This is a genomic window from Mesorhizobium sp. CA14 (genome assembly GCF_020165195.1).
Taxonomy (GTDB): Bacteria; Pseudomonadota; Alphaproteobacteria; order Rhizobiales; family Rhizobiaceae; genus Mesorhizobium.
In genome coordinates this window covers 1-17,652 of sequence record NZ_JAIUHR010000020.1, presented here as the reverse complement: position 1 = coordinate 17,652, position 17,652 = coordinate 1, and the positions used below count along the sequence as shown (strand labels likewise).

At 62.6% G+C, this 17,652-nt stretch carries 19 protein-coding genes; 10 read left to right on the top strand and 9 right to left on the bottom strand.

The window, feature by feature from the left end:
- Positions 1-149: 149 nt before the first annotated feature.
- Positions 150-1,175 carry an alpha/beta hydrolase gene (locus tag LB565_RS19840; RefSeq protein ID WP_318012175.1) on the bottom strand — a complete coding sequence of 342 codons (1,026 nt, stop codon included), beginning with the start codon at positions 1,173-1,175 and terminating at the stop codon, positions 150-152.
- An 86-nt stretch (positions 1,176-1,261) separates the two neighbouring features.
- On the opposite strand from LB565_RS19840, the gene LB565_RS19835 reads away from it, so the two are divergent.
- The 4 genes from LB565_RS19835 (at position 1,262) to LB565_RS19820 (ending at position 4,305) form a co-directional block, all read left to right on the top strand.
- Positions 1,262-2,002: a competence/damage-inducible protein A gene (locus LB565_RS19835; protein WP_224586912.1), complete on the top strand. Its 741-nt coding sequence runs from the start codon at positions 1,262-1,264 to the stop codon at positions 2,000-2,002.
- 85 nt (positions 2,003-2,087) lie between these two features.
- Complete coding sequence (locus LB565_RS19830) at positions 2,088-2,921, top strand: universal stress protein (RefSeq protein WP_224586910.1); 834 nt, start codon at positions 2,088-2,090, stop codon at positions 2,919-2,921.
- Positions 2,922-3,118: 197 nt separating this feature from the next.
- Positions 3,119-3,619: a xanthine phosphoribosyltransferase gene (gene gpt, locus LB565_RS19825; protein WP_127226028.1), complete on the top strand. Its 501-nt coding sequence runs from the start codon at positions 3,119-3,121 to the stop codon at positions 3,617-3,619.
- A gap of 197 nt (positions 3,620-3,816) precedes the next feature.
- Positions 3,817-4,305 carry an NUDIX hydrolase gene (locus LB565_RS19820; RefSeq protein ID WP_224586908.1) on the top strand — a complete coding sequence of 163 codons (489 nt, stop codon included), beginning with the start codon at positions 3,817-3,819 and terminating at the stop codon, positions 4,303-4,305.
- 5 nt (positions 4,306-4,310) lie between these two features.
- Here LB565_RS19820 and LB565_RS19815 read toward each other — a convergent pair whose 3' ends face one another.
- From LB565_RS19815 to LB565_RS19795, 5 genes are all read right to left on the bottom strand, one after another.
- A complete protein-coding gene (locus LB565_RS19815) occupies positions 4,311-5,477 on the bottom strand; it encodes a hypothetical protein (RefSeq protein WP_224586906.1) in 1,167 nt (388 codons plus the stop codon).
- A 310-nt stretch (positions 5,478-5,787) separates the two neighbouring features.
- Positions 5,788-7,593, bottom strand: coding sequence for an ABC transporter ATP-binding protein (locus LB565_RS19810; RefSeq protein ID WP_224586904.1), 1,806 nt, complete (start codon positions 7,591-7,593; stop codon positions 5,788-5,790).
- Between the two features lie 374 nt (positions 7,594-7,967).
- On the bottom strand, positions 7,968-8,375 hold the full coding sequence (locus LB565_RS19805; RefSeq protein WP_224586902.1) for a GNAT family N-acetyltransferase: 408 nt from the start codon (positions 8,373-8,375) through the stop codon (positions 7,968-7,970).
- Between the two features lie 20 nt (positions 8,376-8,395).
- Positions 8,396-10,075: an NAD+ synthase gene (locus tag LB565_RS19800; protein ID WP_224586900.1), complete on the bottom strand. Its 1,680-nt coding sequence runs from the start codon at positions 10,073-10,075 to the stop codon at positions 8,396-8,398.
- A gap of 271 nt (positions 10,076-10,346) precedes the next feature.
- Positions 10,347-11,060, bottom strand: a complete 714-nt coding sequence (locus LB565_RS19795) for a DNA-3-methyladenine glycosylase I (protein ID WP_224587078.1) — start codon at positions 11,058-11,060, stop codon at positions 10,347-10,349.
- A gap of 90 nt (positions 11,061-11,150) precedes the next feature.
- On the opposite strand from LB565_RS19795, the gene LB565_RS19790 reads away from it, so the two are divergent.
- A complete protein-coding gene (locus LB565_RS19790; protein ID WP_224586897.1) occupies positions 11,151-11,714 on the top strand; it encodes a DUF1003 domain-containing protein in 564 nt (187 codons plus the stop codon).
- Entirely contained in the window at positions 11,711-12,310 is a 600-nt protein-coding gene (locus tag LB565_RS19785; RefSeq protein WP_224586896.1) for a DedA family protein, read from the top strand. The genes LB565_RS19790 and LB565_RS19785 overlap by 4 nt, the downstream gene beginning before the upstream one ends.
- A 13-nt stretch (positions 12,311-12,323) precedes the next feature.
- Here the strand turns inward: LB565_RS19785 and LB565_RS19780 are convergent, their stop codons facing one another.
- On the bottom strand, positions 12,324-12,683 hold the full coding sequence (locus LB565_RS19780) for a diacylglycerol kinase (RefSeq protein WP_224586893.1): 360 nt from the start codon (positions 12,681-12,683) through the stop codon (positions 12,324-12,326).
- Positions 12,684-12,761: 78 nt separating this feature from the next.
- Positions 12,762-13,181 (bottom strand): GFA family protein, encoded by a 420-nt coding sequence (locus LB565_RS19775; RefSeq protein ID WP_224586890.1) that lies wholly within the window; start codon positions 13,179-13,181, stop codon positions 12,762-12,764.
- 310 nt (positions 13,182-13,491) lie between these two features.
- Here LB565_RS19775 and LB565_RS19770 point away from each other — a divergent pair, with 310 nt between their 5' ends.
- The 3 genes from LB565_RS19770 (at position 13,492) to LB565_RS19760 (ending at position 15,730) form a co-directional block, all read left to right on the top strand.
- Entirely contained in the window at positions 13,492-14,562 is a 1,071-nt protein-coding gene (locus LB565_RS19770; RefSeq protein WP_224586888.1) for a GGDEF domain-containing protein, read from the top strand.
- A 63-nt stretch (positions 14,563-14,625) separates the two neighbouring features.
- Entirely contained in the window at positions 14,626-15,003 is a 378-nt protein-coding gene (locus LB565_RS19765) for an antitoxin Xre/MbcA/ParS toxin-binding domain-containing protein (RefSeq protein WP_224586878.1), read from the top strand.
- A complete protein-coding gene (locus LB565_RS19760; RefSeq protein WP_224586876.1) occupies positions 14,963-15,730 on the top strand; it encodes an RES family NAD+ phosphorylase in 768 nt (255 codons plus the stop codon). Before LB565_RS19765 ends, LB565_RS19760 begins: the two co-directional genes overlap by 41 nt.
- A gap of 88 nt (positions 15,731-15,818) precedes the next feature.
- Here LB565_RS19760 and LB565_RS19755 read toward each other — a convergent pair whose 3' ends face one another.
- A complete protein-coding gene (locus LB565_RS19755; protein ID WP_224586874.1) occupies positions 15,819-16,523 on the bottom strand; it encodes a hypothetical protein in 705 nt (234 codons plus the stop codon).
- 251 nt (positions 16,524-16,774) lie between these two features.
- Between LB565_RS19755 and LB565_RS19750 the strand changes: the two genes are divergently transcribed.
- Positions 16,775-17,652: glycosyltransferase family 39 protein (locus LB565_RS19750; protein ID WP_224586872.1), on the top strand; the 878-nt coding region annotated here is incomplete at its 3' end.

The window sequence follows — 17,652 nt, the reverse complement described above, 5'->3', positions numbered from 1 at the left end:
TATGGGGCCGAAGCCCCACAGCGACACAGACGAAACCCTGCCGCAGAGGCTAAGTTCCACCGGAAATTGCGGGTGGGACGGAATGTCCGACACGTTTGTGTGACACCGCGTGATCAGCCGCGAGGCATTGCCGCGACCACTAGCCGAATTCATTTCGCGTCGGCGAAAGCACGCGCGGCGATACGTTTTACGAAAGCGACGACCCGTTCGGGCTCCACGAATTGCGGCATGTGTCCCAGACCTTCGACCCGTTCGAAGTCGAGCCCCCCGATCTTGTCCAGCATCGGTTCGCCATGCACGGCCTCGCCGATCACCCGGTCGTCGGTCCCGAAGAGAATGCCTGCCGGCAGCGCTATATCGCGGTAACGCCGTTCGATTTCGCCAAGGTCCCGTTCCACCGCCACGACATCGGTGGAGGTGGCGAAATAGTGGGACGGGCGCAACCCGAGCCATCCCCCGCCAGCGACCATGTAGTCCGCGGAAACCGCTTGCGGCGCGAAAATGAACCTCAGCGTCGGCTGCGCGTAACGAAGGCTGAGTGGTATCGCCACCGTATGGGCCAGGACGCGGCGCAACAGCGGGGATGGAACATAGAGCAGGTCAAACCGCTCACGTATCCTCGCTTCGAGATGCGTCAGCGGCGAGAGCAGCGCAATGCCGGAAATCGCTGTCGGATGCCCGGCTGCCAGAGCAAGCGCGATGGCCCCGCCGAGCGAATGGCCGACGATGAGTGGCCGTTCCAGGCGCAATTCCTCGATGAAGCGCCGCAGGATGTCGGCCTGTTCGGGCAATCGGCCGGTCGCATCCCTTGCCCGAACCGAATAGCCGGAGCCCGGCCGGTCGAGCGCGATCAGTCGGTAACCAGGACCGAAGCGCCCGAACAGCGTGTAGCGGAAATGGTGGAGCTGAGCGCCGAGCCCATGCACGAAGACGATCGGCCTGCCCTCGCCCTCTTCCACATAGTGGATGCGGTTGCCGTCGACCTCGATGAATTTCCCGCAACCCGGCACCAGTCCTTCGGCCTTTGCCGCGATCCGCCAGGTCGCAAGCATCAGCGCGAGGACAACAAGCACGACGGCGGCAAGCACGCCGGCAAGCAGCCAAAAGACAATCGATATCAGCATGTTTTCACCCGGCCGGACCGACAGCACCATATCGGCAACGGCAGCCGCCACAAGCGCGGATCCGACACTTCGGGTTTCGCATTGCCGCCAGCCGCCGGCCGCGTTATCTCAGGCGACCTATTGTGCCGGAGCCCGCCATGCCTGAAATCGTCACCGCCGCCATGCTCGTCATCGGCGACGAGATCCTCTCCGGCCGCACCAAGGACAAGAACATCGGCCACCTCGCCGACATCATGACGGCGATCGGCATCGACCTGAAAGAAGTGCGCATCGTCCCCGACGAGGAGGACGAGATCGTTGCGGCGGTGAATGCCGTGCGCGCCCGTTATACCTACGTCTTTACCACCGGCGGCATCGGCCCGACGCATGACGATATCACCGCCGACTCGATCGCCAAAGCCTTCGGCGTGCCCTGCGAATACGACGCCAGGGCCTATGCGCTGCTCGAAGCAAGCTATGCCGGGCGCGGTATCGAATTCACCGAAGCGCGCAAGCGTATGGCGCGCATGCCGCGCGGCGCGGATCATATCGACAATCCCGTCTCCGTCGCGCCGGGCTTTCGCATCGGCAATGTCCATGTCATGGCCGGCGTGCCGGCGATCTTCCAGGCCATGCTCGACAATGTAGTGCCGACGCTCAGGGCCGGCACGAAGATGCTGTCGGCTACGGTGCACTCTCCCTTCGGCGAAGGATTGATCGGCGGGCCGCTGGCCGATATCCAGAAGGCGCATCCCGACACGATCATCGGCTCCTATCCCAAATATGGCGACGGCAAGTTCTGGACCGAGCTTGTCGTCCGAGCCCGCAGCGAGGAAGCGCTCGAGGCCGCGCGCAAGGACGTCGAGGCAATGGTGGCGGGCTTGGCCAAGGCAGGCTGACCGGGCATTCGGCTGGAACCAGTCAACGCGCTGAGACGTTCCTTCGCTGCGCGCATGCGTAGCGCAAACAATTGAGGGACCGGTCATGCGCTTCAAGACAATCGTCGCCATTTTGCAGAACCAACAGGACGCCGAGCGTGTTCTCGATTGCGCCCTTCCGCTTGCCGAAAGGTTCGACAGCCATCTCGTCGGCATTCATGCCGAGGCGCTTCCCGTGCCCTACACATCGGCCACCGGCTTCCCGGATACCGAATTCCTCCAAGTCTCGGCCGAGATGAACAAGGAACGCGCCGACAAGATGCAGGCCTATTTTTTGAAACGGATCGAGGAATCCGGCCTGTCCTTCGAGTGGCGGAGCCTGGAAAGCTTCTCCGGCGACAGCGCGCTGACCGGCATATCGAGCGTGCGCGCCGCCGATCTGATCATTGCCGCGCAGCGTGACACCGGCGGCGATCCGAGCGCCGATGTCGACACGTTGGTCTACGATGCCGGCCGACCGGTGCTGGTCGTGCCCCATGCCGGGCCGCTGATCACGACCTTCAGACGCGTGCTGCTTGCCTGGAACGGCAGCAAGGAAGCGGCCCGGGCCGCGTTCGATGCCCTGCCCTTCATCGCCGAGGCCGACAAGACGGACATTCTCGTCATCGACCCGCCGGAGACGCTCGATGAATCTGCAGAAGCCGCCGGCGCCGAGATCGCAGCGGCGCTGTCGCGTCACGGTGCCAATGTCAGCGTCTCCGTGCAGAGATCGGACGGCTCCTCGGTGGATGATATCATCCAGTCGCGGATAACCGAGTCCGGCGCCGATCTTCTGGTGCTCGGTGCCTACAGCCACTCCTGGCTGCGCCAGCTTCTGTTCGGCGGCGTCACCCGCACGGTGCTGCGCACGACGAATGTGGCAGCCTTCCTGTCGCGGTGAGCGCAGCTTTCGAACCCCGTAAGCGGTTTCGAGGCCGCGAGCTGTCAACCCAAAAGCGCATCGCTTCAATTCGTCTCAGCGCGACGCGCTTTGAGTCCACAGCCCTCCCCTTGCCAAGCCCGGCGCTTTCCGGCTAATTCCGCCTGCATTCCAGTGTTTCTGCGCGCCGACGGCGCGCCTTGCGGAGTGCGCGAACCATGTCCCTTCCCGAAAAAGCCTTTCCCGTCTCCTGGGACCAGTTCCACCGCGACGCCCGGGCGCTTTCCTGGCGGCTGTCCGGCGCCAGCAAGGGGCAATGGAAAGCGATCGTCTGCATCACGCGCGGCGGCCTGGTGCCCGCCGCCATCATCGCGCGCGAACTCGGCATCCGCGTCATCGAGACGGTGTGCGTGGCCTCCTATCATGACTACACCAGTCAGGGTCAGTTGCAGGTCCTGAAGGAGATTTCGCCTCCGCTGCTCGCCGATGACGGGGCGGGCGTGCTGATCATCGACGACCTCACCGATACCGGCAAGACGGCGGGCATAGTGCGCGCCATGATGCCGAAGGCGCATTTCGCGACCGTCTATGCGAAGCCGAAGGGCCGCCCGCTGGTCGACACATTCGTCACCGAGGTCAGCCAGGACACCTGGATCTACTTCCCCTGGGATATGGGCTTCACTTACCAGAAGCCGATCGCCGACGATCACGCCGGCTGAGCGGCCTTCACGTTTCGAGAGGAACTGCCTCAAGGGCAGACCGTGTAACCGCGCCAACGAGCGCAACTACTTGGGCAAATGACCTTTTCTGGTGGCATTTCCCGATAGAGTGAAGTTTTTTACTTTTAAAGCCCACAATTCGCCCTAAGATTTGTAAGGTGGCAAACGATTCTGGAGGCTTGGGGCAGCTTCTTACCATGTTGACGAGGCCGACGACGCACAACCAGATGGCCGAGAGAGTCCGGCGGCTCTTCGGCGTCGCGCCTTGTTGCCTGCAGGTCGCCGCCTTGCCTTGGCGCGAGGGCGAGAACGGCGTCGAGATCATGCTGATCACCAGTCGCGACACCGGGCGCTGGGTGCTGCCCAAGGGCTGGCCGGAGGCCAGGGAACCGCTTTGCGAGGCTGCTGCGCGCGAAGCGGGCGAGGAAGCCGGGCTGCGCGGCACCATCTCGCATCTTGAAGCCGGCCGCTATTTCTATGCCAAGGTCCTTGCCTCGGGCGAGGAAGTGCCTTGCGAGGTGCTGGTCTTTCCGCTGCATGTCGAGCGCGTGGCGGATCGCTGGAAAGAGAAGCGCGCGCGCACCCGCAAATGGGTCGGCCCGAGCGAAGCGGTCCGTATGGTCAACGAACCCGACCTTTGCCAGATCATCGCCGGCTTCTGCGCCGCGCCGCACAAGTTCGCCTGACCCGGTCAGGCACGGCCAAAATCGTCGGAACTGAGCCGGGTCCAACGATCGCCCATCAACCCGCCGATGAAAATGTCGCCGGAGCGTACCGCTTCCGTGACTTCGGCAATGCGCGAGCGGACCATCGTGCCTCCGGCATAGCGGAAGAAGACGTTCTTGTGGCCGAAGAGCTGAGGCATGAACCTGCTCTGGGTCTGGCCGGCAATGCCTACGCAGCCCAAATCCCGCGCCGCCGCGATGAGGGCATCCAGCGTCACGCCCCAGTGGGATCCGGACGCCTGGATTTGCAACAGGTTCGCGACGCCGCCGGCTTGGCCATAGAAGGCATAGCATCCCAGCATCTTGCCCGTTTCGTCGTCAATCCCGCCGAAATGAAGCGGCCCGTGGGCCTGCTTCTCGGCCGCCAGCGCGAGCAACCGCGGCAGCTCGCCATCCTTCCAGCTCGGACGCAGGGAATAATCGGCCATAAGGACAGGCAGCCGCTCCGCAAATTGGGCCGCATCGATCGGCTCGCTGTGGATTCGTTGGCTTGACGAATGCTGGGCCGGCGGCTCGAACCTTCTTCGTGCAAGCGCGTCAAATGCTCCCGCGAAGGGATCGAGCGCAAGGCGTGGCAGCCCCGGCCATTTGCGGCGCAGCATGGCGACGGCCATGGCGCCCGGCCGAAAAACACAGGTCCATTCCAGGCAATGCACCGGCAGGAGCTGATACTTCATCGGACGCGCGAAGGCCAAGGATGTCCGGTTGGCGGAATCGGTCAGGTACAGGTCGAATTCGCTCTGATGCAGGGCACGCAGCAATTGCGGCCCGGCCCAACCATGATCGATGCCGGAGTCGGTCATGAATGGACCGATGATAGCAGCGTTCAATGCCCTTCCGTTGAGCTCATAACGAGCTTTCAGAACGCCCATGAAGCCACCCAATCGGCCCTGTGGGTTGATCTGGACAAGAGCCTTGCTCTCGTCCCCGTCAAGGTAAAGTTCCCTCATATAGTCCGCCGTCTGCGCGATCGCGCGATCGCGCTGGCGGCGACGATGGCGAAATTTCATCAGGAACAACGCGGCGACGCGCTCGAGATCCGCGGCGGCTAAAGGCCGAACCGAACCATGGGATTCCAGCGCCGACGGCCCAGCCACCTCGCCCGGACGCGCTTTTGCGGAAACAGGATTCATCGTGAATGCCTAGACCAAAGCGCTAAAGGCTGCCGTTCTTCCCAAAGAAGTCTCCATCCGGTCGGCTTCCTGCGAAAATCTCCAAGAGGCCTTCTTCTGCCATATCTGATTTTCTTTTCTGTAAATACATTCAAATCATTGTGTGAAAGCGCATGAATAGCTAAAAACTAAAATATTATTTCCTAAAACTTAAACAAATATAAAGTAATTTGAAAAACATATTGAGCCACCCTAACCCCGTAACGGGAGAGCGGTTGCAACCGCGTTGCGGCCGACTGCGCCCGGGCCAAGGCCGGGCGCAGTCCTTTCCTCAGGCGACAAGGCCCTTGGTCAGTTCGAGTGCCTGGCGCTCGAATAACCGTCGATAGATGCCGCCGTTCAGCCGGATCAGCTCGTCATGCGAACCTTCCTCGGCGATACGTCCGCGATCGAAGACCAGCAGCCTGTCGAGCGCCCGCACCGTCGAGAGCCGGTGCGCGATCACCAGGGTCGTGCGTCCGACCATCAGCCGCTCCATCGCCTTCTGGATCAGCACTTCCGATTCCGAATCGAGACTCGATGTCGCCTCGTCCAGGATCAGGATGCGGGCGTCGGCCAGGAAGGCGCGGGCGATCGCCACGCGCTGTCGCTCGCCGCCCGACAGTTTCACGCCGCGCTCGCCGACCAGGGTCCCATAGCCCTTGGGCAGGCTGCTGATGAAATCATGCGCGCTGGCGAGCTTGGCCGCATGCTCTATCTCGGCCTGGCTGGCGCCGGGCCTGGCATAGGCGATGTTCTCGGCAAGCGACCGGTGGAACAGGATCGGCTCCTGCTGGACGATGGCGATCTGGCTGCGCAGCGACGCCTGCTCGACCTGCGAGATGTCCTGCCCGTCGATCAGGATCCGCCCGGCGTTCACGTCATAGAGCCGCTGGATCAGCTTGACGAAGGTCGTCTTGCCCGAACCCGAATGCCCGACCAGCCCGATGCGTTCGCCCGTCGCGATATCGACCGAGAAATCGCGATAGAGCGGCAGAAGGTGATTGCCGTAGTGGAACGTCACCTTGTCGAAGGCGATACGCCCATCGGTGATCCGGATCGGCCGAGCGCCGGGCCGGTCCTCGATGCCGAGCGGTTCAGACTGGAAGTCGACCAGTTCCTCCATGTCGTTGATCGACCGCTGCAGGTTGCGGATATGCGTGCCGATGTCGCGCAGATAGCCCTGCAGCACGAAGAACGAGGTCAGCACGAAAGCGACATCGCCGGCGCTCGCCTGGCCCCAGGCCCACAGCATGAGGGCAAGACCGATCACCGCCGCCCGCATCAGCAGCAGCAGCGCTCCTTGCGTGGTGCCGTTGGCGGTGCCGCGCATCCAGGTGCGGCCGGTGCGCAGGCGCCATTTGGCGACGACGCGCGCCAGCCGCGCTTCCTCGCGTGCCTCCGCGCCGAACCCCTTGACGACCGCGTTGCAGCTCACCGCGTCGGCCAGCGAACCGCCCAGCCGCGTGTCCCAGCTGTTGGCGAGCCGCGCAGCGGGCGCGACATAGCCGAGCGACAGCATCGTCGTGACGGCGATGAACAGCAGCGAGCCGGCGGCCACGACGGCCCCCATCAGCGGCCAGAACCAGCCGAGCAGCAGCGTCGATCCGACGAGCATGACAACCGACGGCAAAAGCGCGATCAGGATCGTGTCGTTGAGCAGATCCAGCGCCCACATGCCGCGCGTTATCTTGCGCACCGTCGATCCGGCAAAGCTGTTGGCGTGCCAGTCCGTCGAGAAGCGCTGCACCCGATGGAACGCATCGGCGGCGATGTCCGACATCATCTTCAGCGTCAATTCAACGATACACAGGAACGCGACATTGCGCAGCACGACGCCGGCCAGCGCCAGCGCCATCAGCATCGAGAACGCCGTCATCGCCGCATTCCAGGCGACTGCCTCGGTTCCGGCGCCGCTGGCGACTGCATCGACCAAGCGGCCGGAGTAAAAGGGTGTCAGCACGTCGGCCAGCGTCGAGAGCAGGAACGCGCCCATGATGAGCGAAAGCCGCCACGGCTGGCGCTGCCAGTGGCCGGACGTGAAGCCAAGCACGCTGCGAAAGGCGCTCGCGCGCAGATCGATCTTGAAACGAGCCATGATGTCATCCGGGCGCAAACGAGCCCGGTCCCGGTAAAATCAAAATTGGAAAACCCGCGTCCGCGCCTACGGCGCCCCAAAAGAGCGGGAGGTTCAGTATGGTAGGCCGCCTGCCCCTGAGGCGGCGGCTGGCAGCGGCGAATGCCTGTTCCGCGTCTGGCTCTCCGAGAACCCCCCGGAGCGCCAGCGCCGACCTAGGCCTCGCGGCCTCGCATAACGATGTCAAATCCTGCCATACGGTCCTCCCGGAAGGGAATCGCGGAGAGGCCGTTATAGGCAGGCATCAGCCGATCGCCAAGTCGGCCCGTCGCCAAAACGACATTTGGTCCAAGCACTGAGACGAATCTGCAACAACGGCGGGTTGTGGCCGGGGCTCAGGCAGCGGGTGAGCGATCCAGTCGCATGTAGCGCCCTTCTGCCCGGAATCCGAACTTCTGGTAGAGACTGTGAGCGTCGCTGGTCGTAAGGCTCCAATGAGAGACGGTCTTCATATCGGGATGATCGAGGAGTGCCTGCACAAGCCGTTTTCCGATGCCATGCCCACGACGCTCCGGCCAGACGATGACGTCGGCAAGATAGGCGAAGACCGCGTAGTCGGTGATTGCGCGGGCGAACCCGGCCTGCTCGCCGTCGAGATAAGCGCCGACGCAAAGCGAGTTGTCGAAGGCGCGGCGGTTGGCCTCGTCGGTTCGCGACGCACCCCAATAGCTTTGCATGAGCAGATCGGAGGTTGCCTGGAAATCGATCCGCGACAGGTCGAAACTGATTTCAACATCCTGCATGCGCGGCGCAATCTCGCGGACTAGCCGCGGTCCCGGAACCGGTTGGTGATCGGATAACGGCGGTCGCGGCCGAAATTCTTCCGTGTGATCTTCACGCCGGGCGCCGCCTGCCTGCGCTTGTATTCGGCGATGTAGAGCAGGTGCTCGACGCGCGTCACCGTCGCCCGGTCGTGGCCGCGCGCGACGATGTCGTCGACGCTCATCTCGTTCTCCACCAGGCATTCCAGGATGTCGTCCAGCACCGGATAGGGCGGCAGCGAATCCTGGTCGGTCTGGTTCTCGCGCAGCTCCGCCGACGGCGCCTTGTCGATGATGTTCTTCGGGATGACCTCGCCGGACGGCCCAAGCGCGCCCGGCGGCACATGCGAATTGCGCCAGCGCGACAGCGCGTAGACCTGCATCTTGTAGAGATCCTTGATCGGGTTGAAGCCGCCATTCATGTCGCCGTAAAGCGTGGCGTAGCCGACCGACATCTCGCTTTTGTTGCCCGTGGTGACCACCATCGAGCCGAATTTGTTGGAGATTGCCATCAGGATCGTGCCGCGGGCGCGGCTCTGCAGGTTCTCCTCGGTGATGCCTTCCTGGGTACCCTCGAAGAGCTGCGTCAGCGCATGCTTGAAGCCTTCGACCGGCTCGGAGATCGGCACGATGTCGTAGCGGCAGCCGAGCGCGCGCGCGCAGTCCTCGGCATCCTTCAGCGAATCCTTCGACGTATAGCGGTAGGGCAGCATGACGGTGCGCAGCCGCTCTTCGCCCAGCGCATCGACGGCGAGTGCCGCGCAGATCGCCGAGTCGATGCCGCCGGAGAGGCCGAGCACCACGTTCTTGAAGCCGTTCTTGTTGACGTAATCGCGCAGCCCCAGCATGCAGGCGCGATAGTCGGCCTCTTCACGCTCGGGGATCTTCGACATCGGGCCTTCCGAGCAGACCCAATGATCGCCTTTGCGTTTCCAGGTGGTGACGGCGACCGCCTCCTCGAACTGGCTCATCTGGAAGGCCAGCGTCTTGTCTGCGCCGATGGCAAACGAGGCGCCGTCGAAGATCAGTTCGTCCTGGCCGCCAAGCTGGTTGGCGTAGACCATCGGCAAGCCGGTTTCGATGACCTGCCGGATGACGATCTGGTGGCGAACGTCGATCTTGGCACGGTAATAGGGCGAGCCGTTCGGCACCAAAAGGATCTCGGCGCCGCTTTCGGCCAGCGTCTCGCAGACGGCGATATCGCCCCAGATATCCTCGCAGATCGGAATGCCGATGCGCACGCCGCGGAAATTCACCGGACCCTGCAGTTCCGGCCCGGCCTGGAAGACGCGCTTCTCGTCGAACTCGCCATAGTTGGGCAAATCGAGCTTGTAGCGTTCGGCGATGATCTTGCCACCGTCGGCGAAGACGATGGAATTATGCGTGCCGGACCGGCGCTTCAGCGGCGTGCCGATGATGACGCCGGGGCCGCCATCGGCCGTGTCGTTGGCGAAATCCTGCGCGGCCTTCTCGCATGCCTTCAGGAAGGAAGGTTTCAGCACCAGGTCTTCAGGCGGATAGCCGGCGAGGAAGAGCTCGGTATAGAGCACCAGATCGGCGCCCTGTCGCGCCGCGTCCGCCCTCGCCTCGCGCGCTTTTGCCAGATTGCCGGCGACGTCGCCGACGGTCGGATTGAGCTGGGCAACGGCGATGCGCAGGGTATCGGGAGCGGTCTTGGTCATGGAACGGATTTAGCGTGGCTGAAATCGCCCCGCAATGGCGTTTGGTTGTGCCACTTAGGACTAATCGGCAAAGCCGATTATGTCCCTGATCGATCGAAGATCGTATCCTGACTAATCGGCAGAACCGATTATGTCCTCATCGATCGAAGATCGTATCCCGACTAATCGGCAGAGCCGATTATGTCCTCATCGATCGGAGAACGTAACCCGACTAATCGGCAGAGCCGATTATGTCCTCATCGATCGACGGACATCGATCGATCCCAACCACCTAATCGCCCATATATTCGCGCAACGCCTCCGCCGAGCGGTTCTCGCCGATCGACATCGCCAGGATGCGCGAGATGTGGCGGCGCGGCAGGCCGGTCTCGGCCGACCATCGGTTGATCTGCGCCTGGATCTTGTCGAGGTCCCGCTTCGAGGTCGGGTTCTCGGCGATATCGAGGCCGGCGTCGCGCAATGCCGCTGCCATGTCGGCGGAGACGACGAACGTGTCCCATTCCAGCCAGCGCAGGAAATATTGGCCGGTGTTGCCGCCGAGCCGGCTGCCATGTTTGGCGAGATACGCGGTCAGGCCGACCTGATCGTCCGCCGGCCACCCGGCGATGAATTTGCCGAAGCTGCCATGTTCCTTCGAAACGCGATCGACGAAGGCGGCATTGTCGCGCACCGACTTGATCTTCTGCGGGTTGCGCACGATGCGGCTGTCGGACGCCAGCTCGTGCCAGAAGTCGTCGGGCTGGAACAAAAGCCGCTTCGGCTCGAAGCCGAGGAACGCTTCCTCGAAACCGGGCCATTTCTGTTCGATGACCCGCCACACGAATCCCGCTGCGAAAATGCGCTCGGCCATGGTGGAGAGAATACGGTCGTCGGGGACTTTCGCCACCGCCGCATTGTCGGGGGCAGGACCAAGCAGCGGAGAGAGCACCGACTCACCGCCCTTGCGCTTTGCCGCCCGCGCGTGGAATTTCTGGAAATCGAGCATCATTGTCCTCGCCTGTTCGCCGCAATCTAGCACTTCACGTCCGGCCCGGCAGCCTCTACGTCTATCGATACCGGGCGAAGGAGAGGACAGATGAACAAGATCGTCGAGGATATGGCGAACCGTTTGCTCAAGCGGAAGCCGGAAGGTTTCGGTCTGCTCGAGAGCCGTGTCCTTCAGTCGACGCTTGAGCGCACCACCATCACCCGCGACACCAACAAGGCCGTCGCCTTCCACGCGACGTATGGCGACCGCGTCGCCGATACCATCGCCAGGATCGGCGGCTCCTGGTCCTTCATCCTCGGCTTCCTTGCCTTTCTCGTTGTTTGGACCATCGGCAATGCCTGGCTGCTCACGCGCGACGCCTTCGACCCCTACCCTTTCATCTTCCTCAACCTTGTTCTGTCGATGCTCGCGGCGATCCAGGCGCCGGTGATCATGATGTCGCAGAACCGTCAGACCGAGCGCGACCGCATCGACGCGGCCCACGACTACGAGGTCAATCTGAAGGCCGAGATCGAGATCATGGCCCTGCATGAAAAGCTCGACGAGCTGCGCCACAGCGAGATCATCGGCATGCGGGACGAGATCCTGCGCATGGCCGAGCAGATCAGGCGCATCGACGAGAAACTGTCGGCGCGGCCCGCAACGGAATGAGCGAGACGATCCACCATCTCATCGAGCAATACGGGCTGATCGCGGTCTTCCTGGGTTGCGTCGCCGAAGGCGAAAGCGCGGCAATCCTTGGCGGTTTCTTTGCTCATCAGCATGTTTTCGTGCTGTGGCAGACTTTCCTCGCCGCCTTTCTCGGCGCCTTCGCCGGCGACACCTTCTTCTTCACCATGGGGCGCAGCTTCGCCGAACATCGCTATGTGAGACTGTTGCGCAGGCGTCCGGGCTTCAGCCGCGCCTACCGCCTGCTCAACACCCATCCCAACATTTTCGTGCTGACCAACCGCTATATCTACGGCATGCGCCTGGTCGGCGGCGTCGCCGCCGGCCTGTCGATCGTGTCCGTGCCGCGTTTCGTCATCCTGAATGCCGTCTCGTCCGCGGTCTGGGCGGCCCTGTTCAGCGGCATCGGCTTTGTCTTCGGCCTGGGCGCGGAGGAAATGGTGGGCCAGGCGTTTGCACGCCATGAGCGGCTGGTCATCGCCCTTGGCGTCGGCATCGTTATCGCCGTGGTAGCCTGGTTGGTAGGCCATCACTTCGCAAAGCGTGAACGCGCCCGGGAAGACCAGGCGGGATCGTGATCAATCGCGAGGATCAGATCGGCGCGCCGGTAAGGCGCTCGATCAAGGCAATGCCCCAGACGCCGCCAGCGATCACGATCGAAATCAGCACCGCCAGCGAACCGCAATCCTTGGCGAGCTGGATGTCGATGTGGAACTCCCGCGAGATCGCGTCGCAGGCCGCCTCGATGCCGGTGTTGAGCACTTCGACCATGATCAGGAGCAGCACAGCGCCGATCAGCAGGGCATAGCCGCGCCAGGAGACCGAGATGAACCAGCCGGCCGGCAGGGCGAGCGCAAGCAGCATCAGTTCCTGCTGGAATGCCTTCTCGTGTGCGGCAAGCTTGCGGAAGGCCCGTACCGAATTGATGAAAGCGTCGATCAGCCGCTGCATGCCCAGCCCCGTTTCGAGTAACCGTCAGGGGGATATCGCAACGGCCGGATCAAGGGAATAAGGCAGCCGAGCCAAAAATCATTCGTCCGCCACCTTTATCGATGGCGTCGACTTCTCGAACTGGGCCAACCCGTCTTCGATCGAATAATAATCGCCCTTGTCGCCGACGAAGATGTGGCACTCGCCCCGCAGGCTCGTCGGTTCGTCGAAAGACCCGGCCAGAACCGACACATATGCGTCATCCCTCGGCTTCCAGAACAGCGCCGATCCACATGTCTTGCAAAAGCCGCGTCTGGCAAAGACGGAGGCTTCGTACCAGGTGAGGTTTTCCGCGCCGGTAATCGCGATATTGGCATCTGGAACATTGGTCGCGGCGTAGAAATGCCCGCTCTGCTTGCGGCACTGCGTGCAGTGACAATAGATCACTCCTCGCAGCGGGCCCCTCGTCCTGAAGCGCACCGCCCCGCACAGGCATGATCCGCTGTGATTTTCGTCCATCCCGGCCTCCGTCGACATCGTCCGCTGCCGGATAGAATTCCAGGTTTAAGGCGGCCGGTCGCAGGCAAATGCGACACCGAAGCGCCGCCTTTCGAAAGCTGCTCCTGCATGGAATTGCACGTTGTGATAGCAAAGACATCGAGGAAATGCAGGCTGTTAAGGAAACATTAGCGCAACTGCATCTATGATTCCTGCAAGCGAAAGTCGTGTTGGGGACGCGCCGTCGCATTTATGGTTCCGATTCAAATCCCGCGAGCGACTCCCGGCGGAGGCAGGTCTGCGGTCGCACTGAAGGGGCAGTGAACACGATATGCAGCCGGCAGCCATTCCGACTGACAGGAACACCGACATCGCCAGCACCGTCGTGGGGACGATGCGTCAGCTCGGCGTGCTCGGACTGCCGCGCAACTACGAAATCTTCTACGAGGCGCTCACTGGCAGCAATCACGAGCTCAGCCTTGCCGTCGTCTCGTTGAGCAATCGCCCGACCCAGGAGGACCTCGACGGCATCGGGCGCACCTTCTTCCCCCAGCACCATGGTCCGGCCATCGTCGAGCATGCCCGCGAGATGGTCGCCAACGAACTCGAGGACATCGCCGCGCTGTTGCGCAGCGAGCGTTCGCATATCGAAAAGTATGGCCGAATTCTCGATGAGACCTCGACCGGCCTCAGCAACCGCAGCCTGCTGTCGCAGGAAATCCTCCAGAAGATCGCCGGCGCGATGTCTGCCGCCACCAATTCGACGATCGACCATGGCCGCCAGATCGCCAGCACGCTCAGCGAAAAGACGGCCGAGCTTGAAAGCGTCAAGTCGAAGCTCGAGGAATACAAGCGGCTTGCCGATACCGACCCGCTCACGCAGCTGTGGAACCGCCGCGCCTTCGACAAGGAGATCACCCGGATCTACAACAGCAATCGCGGCATCCTGTTCAACGCCTTGATCCTAGCCGATATCGATCATTTCAAGGACATAAACGACCGCTATGGGCATCCGGTCGGCGACCGGTTCCTGCAGATCGTCGCCGAGATCTTCCAATCCAGCGTCCGTTCCGACACGTTCATCGCGCGCACCGGCGGCGAGGAGTTCGCGTTTATCGTCGAGGGCGCCAGCGAGGAAACCACATACGAGATCGCCGAGCGCATCCGCGCGCTGATCGAGCAGACCCCGTTCACCAGCAGCCAGACCGGCATGAACTACGGCACCGTTACCGTGTCGCTGGGCATCTGCATGGCCTCGGAGGCGGAAAACCCCGAAGATCTCTATACCAAGGCGGACCGGGCGCTTTATCGTTCCAAGGTCGGCGGTCGCAACCGTGTGACAAAGCACTCGGCTACGGCCGGCCGGGCCGGCAAAGGCTGGCTGCTTTACAAGAAAGACTGACACTGCCCTTTCCAGAAGAATTTTTGTGGATTATATTTTCCACAGAAATGAAAGGGTGCGCTTATGCAACGTCCAGTCGCGGCCGCGGCGGCGGCCGAAAACGCCGTTATCACCAAGGCCACGTTGCGCGCGGCCGATCTGCTCGACATCACCGCCAGGACGCTCGCTTTGGTCATCGGTGTGTCGGAAGCAACGGTCTCGCGCATGCGCCGGCAGGAATTCCTGCTTGAACAGGGCACCAAGCCGTTCGAGTTGGCGGTGCTGTTCGTCCGCCTGTTCCGCTCGCTCGACGCCATCGTCGGCGGGGACGAGACCGTTGCCCGGGCCTGGCTGAAGAACCCCAACACCACGCTCGACGGCACACCGCTCGAAAAAATCCTGACGATTGCCGGACTTGTCGATGTCATTGCCTACCTGGACTCCCGACGCGCTCTCGTCTGAGGCCATCAGGCTCGACGGCAAGTACTGGCGCATGGTCGAGGCGCAGCACCGGGTCTCGACCCTCAAGCTCGTCGAGACCCTCGACGAGCAGTCGCTGCTGGAAGACCTCATCGAGGATACCAAGCCGCATATCCCGCTGGAGTGCCGCCACCTCCATTACCTGTTGTCGACGCCTTTTCGCTATGGCTCCGTCTATCCATACGGCTCGCGTTTTCGCCGCGCCGGCAAGACCAAAGGCGTCTATTATGCCGCCGAGACGGTGCTGACGGCGGTGGCGGAAATGGCCTTCTACCGCTTGTTGTTCTTTGCGGAGTCGCCGGCGACGCCATGGCCGAACGACGCAGCGGAATACACTGCCTTCGCCGCTGCGATAAAATGCGACCGCGCGATCGACCTGACACGGCCGCCCCTCGACCGCGACGAAAAGGCCTGGACCCAGCCCACCGACTACACCGCCTGCCAGGCGATCGCCGATGTCGCGCGCGAAGCCGATCTGCAGGCGATCCGCTATCGCTCGGTGCGCGATCCCAAGGGCGCCAACATCGCGCTGTTGACCTGCAAGGGCTTTGCCAAGGCCAGGCCGCTGGAGCCGCAGACCTGGCGCATCCGTATCGGCTCTTTCGGCCTGCAGGCGATCTGCGAATTCCCGGAGAAGAGGCTGGAATTCTCACGCACCGCCTTTGCCGATCCGCGACTGGCCGGCATGCGCTGGGAGCGGGTCACCTGACATCGGCGATGAGCTGTGTTGAGATTCAAGTCAGGCCGAGCAGAAAATCGTCATTGCAGACCGGCCTCACCTGAATATCGATACAGTTTTAGGCCAGGATGTTGACGGCCCGCGCCGCCACCAGCGCGATCGTCAGGAGCGAAATCATCGCTTCCGCCATCATCAGGAGCTTGGCGCGTTGCGTGAGCGGCAGAGTGTCGGTCGGCGAGAACGCCGTGGCGTTGGTAAAGGCCAGGAAAACATAGTCGACGAAGCCTGGCAGCCAGCCCTGTATCTCGCGATCGGGCAGCGTCATTTGCGGGAACAGGAAGTCGGCTTGCGCGCGCTTGACGAGGCCGCAGGTCGGCGGACCGCCGCGATCGGTGCTCCAGAACCACAACGCAAAGACAATAACATTGGTGACCCAGATGTTGAGCGCGTCGACGAGCAGCGTCGTGCCGGCGCCGGCATGCCCTTCCAGCAACGCCCTCACCAGGAAGACCAGCGAACCGCAATTCATGATGCTGATGACGCCGGTCATCACCAATGCCGTGCGGCGGATATAGAGGCGCAATCGGCCGATCGCGTACCAATGCTCATGGTCGACGGCGCTGCGCGTCGCCATCTGCGTCCATGCCGTCGCGATCGACAGGGGCGCCAGCAGCGCCGCCTCGACCGTCGGGGCCAGCCAGCGCGGGCCGAAGGACAGGTTGTTGATGACCAGAAGCTGCAGACAGATGATGACGAGAACCGCCGCGCGCGCCGACCAGAAGTCGAGCCCACGGTGATGGATGACGGCGTGCTGGTGACGCATGGAGGCACCTGAATGACTGGAGCATGATGCCGAAAGCGGAAAGCGGTTTTCGGACGGCACCATGCTCTCTCGAAACGCAGCGCTCCGAACAGCGGGCCGGCTCAGGCAACCATCAGCCGGCGGGTCCTGCCCGAAGCGCCGGCGATGGGTTCCATCGCAATCTTGGTTTTACAATGTTGCGGAAGAATACATTTTCGTAAGCTTTTGCTATCGGACTGTTCAGCAATCCACCGGTATGATTTTAGGCCCGCATGTCGAGAACCACGGAATCCGTTCATCTTTGGCCGTCGGCAATCGCCGCGGAAGGCAATCTGCCTTCGATCTGGAACGGCTTGGTCCGGCACCAATGGCGATTGCTGGCGCTTTTATGCCTGACGCAGATCGCTTGCTGGACCGTCATGCCGGCGATCGTCAATGTTGGGCCGCCTCGCGACGTCGTCGAGGGGTTCATGTGGGGCCGCGAATGGGTGCTGTTGACCTATAAGCACCCGCAGCTCCCGTGCTGGCTGCTCGAGATCAGCCATCTCCTGACCGGCTCGTTCCGCTGGCCGCAATATATGCTGTCGCAATTGATGGTCTCGACGACTTTCGTCCTGGTCTATCTGCTGGCACGCGACATCATGGGCTCGACCCGCGCGCTCGCCGCCGTGCTGTTGATGCCCTCGATCTACTTCTTCGGCTGGCCCACCCCGCAATTCAACCATGATTACGCGCAGATGCCGTTCTGGGCGGCGATCTCATGGCTGCTGTGGCGCTCGGCGCGCGACGGGCGGCCGGGCTGGTGGCTCGCGCTCGGCCTCGTTTCCGGCCTGGGGCTCTATGCCAAGTTCTCGACGGCTTTGCTGCTCGCCTTCGGCGGCATCTGGATCTTGTACGACACCCGTGCCCGAAGCCGGCTTGCCACCCCATGGCCGTGGCTCGGCCTCGCAGTTTTTCTTGGCGTCGCGGCGCCGCTGGCAATTGAGCTTGTTCGCCTCGATTTCCTGCCGTTGACCTATGCCGCGCATCGCAACGCCTGGGTGCTCGCCAACCGCGCCCGGCTTTACTATATCGGCGTTCAGCTTGCCGGACTTGCCGCTCTTCCCGTCGTTCTTGCTCTTTCCGGCCTGCTGGGAAGGCAGGCCGACCC

What these genes read in the sequence shown, in the direction of transcription:
- LB565_RS19820 (WP_224586908.1), top strand. Translation starts at nt 3,817, where the DNA reads ATGTTGACGAGGCCGACGACGCACAACCAGATGGCCGAGAGAGTCCGG.
- LB565_RS19780 (WP_224586893.1), bottom strand. Translation starts at nt 12,683, where the DNA reads ATGCAGCGGCTGATCGACGCTTTCATCAATTCGGTACGGGCCTTCCGC.
- gpt (WP_127226028.1), top strand. Translation starts at nt 3,119, where the DNA reads ATGTCCCTTCCCGAAAAAGCCTTTCCCGTCTCCTGGGACCAGTTCCAC.
- LB565_RS19800 (WP_224586900.1), bottom strand. Translation starts at nt 10,075, where the DNA reads ATGACCAAGACCGCTCCCGATACCCTGCGCATCGCCGTTGCCCAGCTC.
- LB565_RS19835 (WP_224586912.1), top strand. Translation starts at nt 1,262, where the DNA reads ATGCCTGAAATCGTCACCGCCGCCATGCTCGTCATCGGCGACGAGATC.
- LB565_RS19765 (WP_224586878.1), top strand. Translation starts at nt 14,626, where the DNA reads ATGCAACGTCCAGTCGCGGCCGCGGCGGCGGCCGAAAACGCCGTTATC.
- LB565_RS19795 (WP_224587078.1), bottom strand. Translation starts at nt 11,060, where the DNA reads ATGCTCGATTTCCAGAAATTCCACGCGCGGGCGGCAAAGCGCAAGGGC.
- LB565_RS19830 (WP_224586910.1), top strand. Translation starts at nt 2,088, where the DNA reads ATGCGCTTCAAGACAATCGTCGCCATTTTGCAGAACCAACAGGACGCC.
- LB565_RS19775 (WP_224586890.1), bottom strand. Translation starts at nt 13,181, where the DNA reads ATGGACGAAAATCACAGCGGATCATGCCTGTGCGGGGCGGTGCGCTTC.
- LB565_RS19760 (WP_224586876.1), top strand. Translation starts at nt 14,963, where the DNA reads ATGTCATTGCCTACCTGGACTCCCGACGCGCTCTCGTCTGAGGCCATC.
- LB565_RS19755 (WP_224586874.1), bottom strand. Translation starts at nt 16,523, where the DNA reads ATGCGTCACCAGCACGCCGTCATCCATCACCGTGGGCTCGACTTCTGG.
- LB565_RS19805 (WP_224586902.1), bottom strand. Translation starts at nt 8,375, where the DNA reads ATGCAGGATGTTGAAATCAGTTTCGACCTGTCGCGGATCGATTTCCAG.
- LB565_RS19790 (WP_224586897.1), top strand. Translation starts at nt 11,151, where the DNA reads ATGAACAAGATCGTCGAGGATATGGCGAACCGTTTGCTCAAGCGGAAG.
- LB565_RS19770 (WP_224586888.1), top strand. Translation starts at nt 13,492, where the DNA reads ATGCAGCCGGCAGCCATTCCGACTGACAGGAACACCGACATCGCCAGC.
- LB565_RS19810 (WP_224586904.1), bottom strand. Translation starts at nt 7,593, where the DNA reads ATGGCTCGTTTCAAGATCGATCTGCGCGCGAGCGCCTTTCGCAGCGTG.
- LB565_RS19785 (WP_224586896.1), top strand. Translation starts at nt 11,711, where the DNA reads ATGAGCGAGACGATCCACCATCTCATCGAGCAATACGGGCTGATCGCG.
- LB565_RS19815 (WP_224586906.1), bottom strand. Translation starts at nt 5,477, where the DNA reads ATGAATCCTGTTTCCGCAAAAGCGCGTCCGGGCGAGGTGGCTGGGCCG.